Here is an 8,308-nt window from a genome sequence, read left to right on the forward strand (position 1 = left end):
CACGCGTCTGCCACGGCGTCCAGCACGCGCACCAGAAAGGCATCATCCACCGCGACCTCAAGCCCGCCAACGTGCTCGTGCGCCGCGTCGACGGCACGCCGATGCCGAAGATCATCGACTTCGGCATCGCCATCGGCGGCACGGTCGCGGGCGAAGGCGTGGCCGCTTCGACGACGAGCTCGGACCGCGCCGGCACCACGCTCTACATGAGCCCGGAGCAGGCGCTGCAGCCGATGCGCGGCATCGACACGCGCAGCGACGTCTATTCGCTCGGCGTCATGCTCTACGAGGTGCTCACCGGCGCCGACGCCGCCGCGCTCAACTCGGTCGCGCACCATTCCACGCGCGCGCCGCAACAGACCCTGCTCGCGGCGATCGACAGCGATGCCGACGCCGAGGCCATGCCCGATTCGTCCGCCCTGCTCATCGCGGCGCGCCGCCTGCCGCCCGAGCTGCGCGCGATCCTGCGCAAGGCGCTCGCGATCGAGCGCACGCAGCGCTACGACTCCGCCGCGGCGCTCGCCGACGACCTCGAACGCTACCGCGAGCAACGCCCGGTCAAGGCGCTGCCGCCCACGCGCTGGTACCTCGCACGCAAGTTCGTCGCGCGCCACCGGCTCGGCCTCGGTGCGGCCGCACTGGTCGGGCTCGCGCTCGTCGTGGGTACGCTGCTCGCGCTGCGCGGCCTCGCCGTCGCGCGCCAGGAGGCGGCCAAGGCGGAGCGCGTGTCCGGTTTCGTGCGAAGCATGCTCGCCGGCATCGACCCGGATCGCGCACGCGGCATGGACAACCGCCTGCTGCGTTCCATCCTCGATGCCGCGGCCGACCGCGCGAGCCGCGAACTCGCCGCGCAACCGGACGTGCGCGCGGAAATCGAGCGCACGATCGCGAGCAGCTATTCCTCGCTCGGCGAGTTCGCCCTCGCCGGCAGCCATTTCGATGCCGCCGTCGCGGCGGCGCACGAAGCGGGACTGCCGCCCGCCGCCAGCGCCGACATTGCGAGCCAGCGCGCGCTCGGCCTCAATGCCGCCGGCCACCCGAAGGATGCGCTCGCCACCGCCGAGGCCGCCTTCGCGCTCGTCGCCGGCCTGCCCGAAGACGATCGCGGCCGCCTGCTCGTCGAGAGCCGGCTCGCTTCGATCGAGCGCGACGCCGGCCGGCTCGACGCCGCGCGCGCGCGCTATGCACGCGTGCTCGAACAGCAGAAGAAGGTCCTCGGCGACGACGACGAGGCGACGCTCGAGAGCGAACAGGGGCTCGCGATCGCCGACTTCCTCGCCGGTCGCTTCGCCGACGCGCGGCCGCGCCTGCAACGCCTGATCGCGACGTATCGTGCGCAACGCGGCGCCGAGGACGTCAAGACCGTCGGCGCGCAGGTCAGTCTCGCCGTGCTGGAGAACGAAGACGAACACCCGGACCAGGCCGCGCAGCTGCTGGCGCCGCTACTGCCCGTCGTCGAGAAGGTGTACGGCCCGGAGCATCCGCGCACGCTGGTCGTGATCATGAATCTCGGCAGTGCATTGCGCTACGGGAAGCACTACGACGAGTCGCGCCCGTATTACCTGCGCGCACTCGAGTTGGCACGCAAGCTCTACGGCGACACCGCGCCGCGCACGCTGATGGCCGAGGGCAACCTGTCGATGATGCTGCGCGACGCCGGCGATCTCGTCGAAGCGGAGCGCCACGCGCGCTTCGTCGCCGACAACGCCGAACAGGCGTTCGGCGACAACCCCTATCGCGCCGCGATGTATCGCGGCTATGCGACCGTGCTCACCGCGATGGGCCGCTATGCCGACGCCGAACGCGAACTCGACCGCGCCTGGACCGTGTTCACCGCCGCGCCCGGCTACGGCCCCGATCATCCGCGCGCGCAGGAAGTCGTCGACAGCTACGTGCAGCTGTACGCGGCCTGGAAGAAGCCGGACAAGGAATCCGAATGGGCCGCGAAGAAGCACGCGCCTGCCAAGGCGGCCGGATGAATGACCGGCGCGCCGGGTTCACCGAGGTGCTGGTGAACAACGGTCGCCGGAACGCCAGGGTGCGCCCTGCCAGCCCGACGCGCACATCCTGGCGGGATCACGCCGGGGCGCTCGCGGATGATCAAATCTTTACGATGCACCGCGGTCGGCCCTGCGCTCCGGCGATGTCATTGCCGGCGCCCACGGCCTGCGTTCTCCGCGAATGGACCTGGTCGCAGCGCAGGCACGCATCGACCGGATCGGCGCCCCTAGAAGCTGCGCACCCGCCGCGGTTTGATCAGCAGCGACATGCCGATGCCGGCCAGGAGCCAGCCGCCGAATTGGTCGGCGAGGTCGCCGAGCAGGAAAGACGTCGAAAAGCCGTACCAGTTCCATTGCGACAGCGAAATCGACAGCCATGCCGCGACGCCGATCGCGGCCATCGACAGCACGCGCCGCGCGACGCCGCCGCCGAGCTGCACGAGCAGCAAGGCGCCGAGCAGGGCGGCGAGCACGTTGGAAAAGAACTCGGTGACGAGCTGCCGCGGCGACATCGCTTCACCGCCATTGGGCCGGTAGATCATGAGGCCGGAGGGTCCGCTCGCGAGGCGCTGTTTCCAGGCGTCCTGCTCCTGCGTGGTCGCCTTGGCGTAATCGAGCCATGGGAAGTAGTACATGCCGGGCTGGTCGACGTTGCTGCCGATGCTCGCGACGACCGCGGCCTCATTCGGCAGCGGCTTCATCGCGTCGCGCTCGAACGGAAGCACGATGTGTGACACCGCCCCCCAGATGAACATGAGGAACCCACCGACGATCGCTGCCAGCACGACACGCACCATGGTCCACTCCCGACGGTCGACACAATGGCCCGATCATACGCGTGCGGCGGCCACGATGGGCGTATCAAGCCGGACGGCGCGGCAGCGGTTCAAAACGTCAGCGGTACCTACTCGTGCAACGACGGGCCGCGATGCGCGGCCCGTCGTATCGTGACACGATGGTGTTACTTGCGGATCTTGCCCGCCGGCTCGATCGTGAAGCCGCCGACGCTCACGCCGAGCTCGACGCCTTCGCCGGAGCCCGCGAGCGCGAGCGACACGGTGCCCTTGGTGAGCACCTGCGCGGTACCCGATTTCACCGCACCCGCGCTGGCGTCACCCTGCGCGTAGGTGCCGAGCACGTCGTTGATGTTGTGCACGTCGGTGAAACGGCCAGTGCCGTTGTCGATGTGCGACTTGCCGACGGTGAGGCCGCCGCCTTTGGCGGAGATCTTCACGTTCATCGATTCGCCGTTCTCGCACATCACGGTGCCATGGCCTTCGGCATGCTTGAAGATGAGCGACCAGCCGGTCAGCGAGAACTTCAGCTTGCAGTCCAGATTCGCCGATTCCGCATGCGCCTGGACCGAACCGAACACGGCCAGTGCGAGACCGGCGGCGAGCGCGGAAAGGGTACGGTGCTTCATGGGACAACCTCCTGTGTTGGAACGGCGGGCAGTCTCGCGCCGCCAAGCTGAACGGCTCGGGACCGCCGTCAGCGCCGCTCGGGCTGCGTCCATGCGAGCATCTCGCGCCAGCGCGCGAGCTTGTCCGCGCGCGGGATCGACGCGTTGGCCGGGCTCGTCGACGGCATCGCGAGCACGGCGAGGCGCGCGCGGCGTGACGCTTCGATCGCCGGCTCGATGCGGCGACGGTACACCTGCAGCGCCTTGGCGCCGTTGAGGGCGAGCGCGGCGATCGTCGGCTCGCGGGCGAGCAGTCCCGGAATGTCGTTGGCAATCTCGCTCGCGGCGACGATGTCGCTGTCGAGGCTGCCGCGGCGCTCGCAGCGCTCGAGCACGTCCCAGATGCCGACGCCACGTGCATGCAGGCGCGCGATGCGTTCGGCATACGGCCGCTCGGGCCCCGCGTCGAACAGCTCGCGCATGAACGGCCAGAAGAGGTTCTGCGCATGGCCGTACGACTGCCGCAGCGCGAGCGAGGCGAGGCTCGGCACCGTGCCGAGCACGAGCACGCGGCACCCGGCGCCGACCTGCGGCGGAAAGCTCTCGACGCGAGGCGCCGCGTCGTCCGCGACGCGCCCGCGTGCCGGATCAGCCGGCGGTCTTCTTGAGTTCGGCAAGGTCGGCGAGTACCTGCTTGGAGTTTTCCTTGGGGTCGACGTCCTTGTAGCGCTTGGCGACCTTGCCCGTGGGATCGATCAGGAATGTCTCGCGACGCGCGTAGGTCATGCCCAGCTTGGAGGTGTTGAGTACGCCGTACGCCTTGGCGGTCGACTGATCGGCGTCGGACAAGAGGCGGAACGGCACGTGGTACTTCTCGGCGAACTCGGCGTGCGACTTCACGTCGTCGAGGCTGACGCCGTAGACGTCCGCGCCGGCCTTGCGGAGCGCGACGATGTCGTCGCGGAACGTGCACACCTCGGTCGTGCAGCCGGGGGTGAAGTCCTTCGGGTAGAAATACAGCACGGTCCACTTGCCGCGCTCCTGCGCGAGCGTGTGCCAGTCGCCCTTCTGGTCCTGCAGGCGGTAGTCGGGCGCGGCATCGCCGACGGCCGGGCCGGCAGGCGCGGGTTCATCGGCGAACGACGGCGCGGCGACGAGTGCGAAGGCGAAACCGAGCAGGCAGGCGAAACGTTTCATCGAAGGCTCCATGGAAACAAGGCAAATCGGGCGGCCAGTCTACGCCGCCACGCACGCAGGACCGGCGATCGCTGCGATTTCATTCAGAATGGATACGGTATTTCCGAAGGCCGACGGGCGCGGGAAAGCGACGGCATGGCGGGCATGGTCCTCAAGCACCTCTACCACGCGCGCGGCAGCGATGGGAACGACTACGAGATCCACGTCTACGTCGAGCCGGCGAGCCACGAGAATGCACACATCGAGCGCCTCGCCAAGGTCTGCCTCGCCGACGGAGGCGAACTCAAGGTGCTGTCGAAGCGGCACTACGAAGTGGCCGCGAGCGGCGTCACGCTCGAGGCGCATGATCCGGAGGCGATCTGAGGCGCGTCGCGATCGTGGCCTGGCATGAGAGCAGCGAGGCTTTCGCCGCTCGCACCGGAGCGACGTTTACGGGCGCTCCACATCCTGCCTCGTAGGGCGGATCAAGCCACGCAGCGGCGGATCCGCCTTCACCGTTCCGCGCCTTCGCACGCCGGCTCCGGCATCCGGCCTTGAGCCGCCTTGCTCGACGCGAACGGAGTCGTGGGGAAGCGCACGCGTCGTATCCGGGAGCATCACGACTGAAGGCGTTCCCACGCGGCTTGCCGGGTTCTTCGCGGGAGCGGCTTCAGCCGCGATGCCCTTCGACCCATTCACTCGCCCTCGGAAAACGCCGGTGCGCTATTTTCTCTTCGCGAGCTGCGGGAACTTCGCCGCGTCGTAGCCGCCGACTTCGAACACGAGCGTGCGCGGTTCCTTGCCCTTCTCGGTCACGTCGATGCTGAGCTTCTGCGTACCGGCGAGCTTGGCGATGAACGCCTTGTCGTCCTTGATGAAGAGCGCGGGCTCGCCGGTGTCGGGCAGGTACGCGGCGATCTTCTGCGGCTTGTCGTCGAAGCGCGCGGCGAGACTGCAGGTACCCTTGCACTCGAAACCCTTGCCGCCGCCGAACAGGTACACGCTCTGCCCCCACGCGGAATGGCGCCGCAGGATCAGGCGCACGCGCTTGTCCGCGGCGAGGTCACTGCTGTAGATCGAAGCGGTAACCTGGTCGCCGCCCGACTCCTTGCCCGCCTGGTAACTCCACATCGCGACGAGGCGGCGGCGCGTCGCGATCTCGGTCGCCTTGGCGGTCGCGTCGGCGAGCGTCTCCTGTACTTCCTTCGCCGCCGCGCTGCCCGGCCACTTGTCGACGATCTCCTTGCCGATCGGCGCAGCGAGCTCCCATTGCTGTTCCTTGTGCAGGGTGCGATAGAGCTCGAGCGATTTGGCCTGCTGGGCATCGGCCACGGGGCTCGACGGCGATGTCGCCGGCGCTGCACCTGGCGCCGGGTTCGGGCTCGAATCCGCGGGGGGCTCCGACGGCGAACAGGACGCGACGAGCACGGCGGCGACGAGGAGGGCTGGAGTCTGGCGACGCATCGGCGATGCTCCGTGTCGGATGGAATGTCCATCCTACCTGCATGCGCGCGATGCGGGCGCGTCGCGTCAGTAGCGCCGGCAGGGATCGCGTCCCGCATTGCGCTCGTAGGTCGACACCGCCTCGTCGTGTTCGCGTCCGCTGCGTCCGCCGGCATGCGCGAGCCGGCGACAGGCTTCCGCGCGCGGCAGCGGCGTGGCCGTCACGCCAACCATCGCCCCCTTGCCGCCGCGGGTGCCGGTCGTCGCGCTGCGCGACGAGCCGATCGTTTTCGGGCAGCTCCCATGGCGATAGAAGACGGCGCCATCCGACGCGCGGCATTCCCACGACATCACCGTTCGTGCATCCGCGTCGCCTCGGGCGCGTCGCCGTGCCGGCGCCGGCGCACGACTCCGCTCGCGCGTGCGCTCGTGCGTCCTCGCGGGCGCGGCCTCAGGCGGTGCAGGATCGAGCATCACCTCGGCCTGGCGTTCGCCCGCGGCGCAGGCGTGATCCTGGTAGGCGATCTCGCCGTGCGCGTTGCGGCAGCTGAAGACCGGGTCGGCGTGGGCGAGGGCGGACACGCCGAGGAGTCCGGCGCAGGCGCATGCGCGCAGGCGGCGTGGAAGTGATTTGCGCATGATCCAGCTCCGCATTCCGTGGAGCGGGCATGCTGCTGCACGGGGCGCGGCCGCGACGACGGTCGGCTGGCGCGGTACGACGTGCGAACGCAGCGCGCATCCGCGCGCGATGGCACCCGCCACGCGCGTGCGACCGGCCCGCGCGCGACACGTCCTGCGGTAGTAGCATCGCGCGCTTCGATGCAGCCCTCCGACGCGGTGCGCAAGTTCATCCACATCGACATGGACGCGTTCTACGCGTCGGTCGAACAGCGCGACGATCCGTCCCTGCGCGGTCGCCCGGTCGTGGTCGCCTGGCGCGGTGCGCGCTCGGTCGTCTGCGCGGCGAGTTACGAAGCGCGCACCTTCGGCGTGCGCTCGGCGATGCCGGCCGTGCGCGCCGAGCGCCTGTGCCCTGACGCGGTATTCGTGCCGCCCGACTTCGCACGCTACAAGGCGGTGTCGCAGCAGGTGCGCGCGATCATGCTGCGCCATACCGACCTGGTCGAGCCGCTGTCGCTCGACGAGGCCTACCTCGACGTGACCGAGCCGAAGTCCGCGCTGCCGAGCGCGACCGCGATCGCGCGCACGATCCGCGCCGAGATCCGCGAGGAAACCGCATTGACCGCGTCGGCCGGCGTCGCGCCGGCGAAGTTCCTCGCCAAGATCGCTTCGGACTGGCGCAAGCCGGACGGCCTGTTCGTGATCCGCCCGCACGAGGTGCAGGACTTCCTCGAACCGTTGCCCGTCGCGCGCATCCACGGCGTCGGCAAGGTCATGGACGGCAAGCTCGCCGCGCTCGGCATCCGCACCGTAGGCGAGTTGCGCGCGTTCGACGCGCATGCGCTCGAAGCACGCTTCGGCCGCTATGGACGGCGCCTGTCCGAACTCGCGCACGGCGTCGATCGTGGCGAAGTGCGACCCGACCGGCCCACGCAGTCGGTGTCGTCGGAAGACACCTTCGCCGAGGACGTGCCGCTGGCCGCGACCGAGCCGATGATCCGCGACCTCGCCGCGCGCACCTGGGCGGCAACGCGGCGTACCGAGCGGATCGGGCGCACCGTCGTGCTCAAGCTCAAGACCCGCGAATTCCGCATCCTCACGCGCAGCCGCACGCCGGAAACCCCGCCGCAATCGGCCGACGAACTCGGCACCATTGCGCTCGCCCTGCGCGAGCAGGTCGCGTTTCCGGCCTCGACGCTGTACCGCCTCGTCGGCGTCGGGCTCGCGAACTTCTGCGACCCCGACGACACGCCGACGCAGGCGGCCTTGTTCGCGTGAGGTGGCAGCCGGGAGGGGATGAAGAGCACGAAGGTTGAAACACGGAGCACGCGGAGCACCCTGTAGGGCGGCACGCGCGCAGCGCGTGCCGCCGAAGCGTTTGATCAAAGCGCAAGATCCATGTTCCGGGCTTGGGCTTTCCACCCCGCCGCATCGCCGCGGCGGGACTCGCGCTGCGCTCGACCCGCCCTACACGCCCCACCGGGCACCACGATGTCGTGTAGGGCGGCACGCGCGCAGCGCGTGCCGCCGAAGCATTTGATCAAAGCGCAAGATCCATGTTCCAGGCTTGGGCTTTATACCCCGCCGCATCGGCGCGGGGGGGCGCCGGCCGGGCGCACGACCCCCCCGACAGGCAACACCGGGTTCCACGAGGGTTGGTAATGGG

The 8,308-nt window shown here is 69.6% G+C and carries 9 protein-coding genes; 3 read left to right on the forward strand and 6 right to left on the reverse strand.

The window, feature by feature from the left end; translation table 11 throughout:
* Positions 1-1,979, forward strand: a 1,979-nt coding sequence (locus ACTHK2_RS16535) for a tetratricopeptide repeat protein (protein WP_440246836.1), incomplete at its 5' end; no start/stop codon positions are given.
* A gap of 248 nt (positions 1,980-2,227) precedes the next feature.
* Here ACTHK2_RS16535 and ACTHK2_RS16540 read toward each other — a convergent pair.
* The 4 genes from ACTHK2_RS16540 to ACTHK2_RS16555 form a co-directional block, all read right to left on the reverse strand.
* A complete protein-coding gene (locus tag ACTHK2_RS16540; protein WP_440246837.1) occupies positions 2,228-2,785 on the reverse strand; it encodes a hypothetical protein in 558 nt (185 codons plus the stop codon).
* A 176-nt stretch (positions 2,786-2,961) separates the two neighbouring features.
* The gene (locus ACTHK2_RS16545; protein ID WP_440246838.1) at positions 2,962-3,423 is read right to left on the reverse strand and encodes a hypothetical protein; all 462 of its coding nucleotides are present in this window, start codon (positions 3,421-3,423) and stop codon (positions 2,962-2,964) included.
* A gap of 68 nt (positions 3,424-3,491) precedes the next feature.
* Entirely contained in the window at positions 3,492-4,079 is a 588-nt protein-coding gene (locus tag ACTHK2_RS16550; RefSeq protein ID WP_440246839.1) for a DNA-deoxyinosine glycosylase, read from the reverse strand.
* Positions 4,051-4,599: a peroxiredoxin gene (locus ACTHK2_RS16555; RefSeq protein WP_440246840.1), complete on the reverse strand. Its 549-nt coding sequence runs from the start codon at positions 4,597-4,599 to the stop codon at positions 4,051-4,053. Before ACTHK2_RS16555 ends, ACTHK2_RS16550 begins: the two co-directional genes overlap by 29 nt.
* A 135-nt stretch (positions 4,600-4,734) precedes the next feature.
* On the opposite strand from ACTHK2_RS16555, the gene ACTHK2_RS16560 reads away from it, so the two are divergent.
* On the forward strand, positions 4,735-4,962 hold the full coding sequence (locus ACTHK2_RS16560; RefSeq protein ID WP_440246841.1) for a hypothetical protein: 228 nt from the start codon (positions 4,735-4,737) through the stop codon (positions 4,960-4,962).
* A 339-nt stretch (positions 4,963-5,301) separates the two neighbouring features.
* On the opposite strand, the gene ACTHK2_RS16565 is transcribed toward ACTHK2_RS16560, so the two are convergent.
* Together ACTHK2_RS16565 and ACTHK2_RS16570 are read right to left on the reverse strand one after the other, a co-directional pair.
* Positions 5,302-6,042 carry a hypothetical protein gene (locus tag ACTHK2_RS16565; protein WP_440246842.1) on the reverse strand — a complete coding sequence of 247 codons (741 nt, stop codon included), beginning with the start codon at positions 6,040-6,042 and terminating at the stop codon, positions 5,302-5,304.
* Positions 6,043-6,108: 66 nt separating this feature from the next.
* A complete protein-coding gene (locus ACTHK2_RS16570) occupies positions 6,109-6,660 on the reverse strand; it encodes a DUF4124 domain-containing protein (protein ID WP_440246843.1) in 552 nt (183 codons plus the stop codon).
* 180 nt (positions 6,661-6,840) lie between these two features.
* Here ACTHK2_RS16570 and dinB point away from each other — a divergent pair, with 180 nt between their 5' ends.
* Positions 6,841-7,920, forward strand: a complete 1,080-nt coding sequence (dinB, locus tag ACTHK2_RS16575) for a DNA polymerase IV (protein ID WP_440246844.1) — start codon at positions 6,841-6,843, stop codon at positions 7,918-7,920.
* The last annotated feature ends 388 nt before the right edge of the window (positions 7,921-8,308 follow it).

Origin of the sequence: Dokdonella sp. (assembly GCF_051958935.1) — a bacterium.
GTDB lineage: Bacteria > Pseudomonadota > Gammaproteobacteria > Xanthomonadales > Rhodanobacteraceae > Dokdonella_A.

Coding starts and splice junctions, on each gene's coding strand:
- ACTHK2_RS16545 (WP_440246838.1), bottom strand. CDS start 3,423: ATGAAGCACCGTACCCTTTCCGCGCTCGCCGCCGGTCTCGCACTGGCC.
- ACTHK2_RS16555 (WP_440246840.1), bottom strand. CDS start 4,599: ATGAAACGTTTCGCCTGCCTGCTCGGTTTCGCCTTCGCACTCGTCGCC.
- ACTHK2_RS16560 (WP_440246841.1), top strand. CDS start 4,735: ATGGCGGGCATGGTCCTCAAGCACCTCTACCACGCGCGCGGCAGCGAT.
- ACTHK2_RS16565 (WP_440246842.1), bottom strand. CDS start 6,042: ATGCGTCGCCAGACTCCAGCCCTCCTCGTCGCCGCCGTGCTCGTCGCG.
- ACTHK2_RS16570 (WP_440246843.1), bottom strand. CDS start 6,660: ATGCGCAAATCACTTCCACGCCGCCTGCGCGCATGCGCCTGCGCCGGA.
- dinB (WP_440246844.1), top strand. CDS start 6,841: ATGCAGCCCTCCGACGCGGTGCGCAAGTTCATCCACATCGACATGGAC.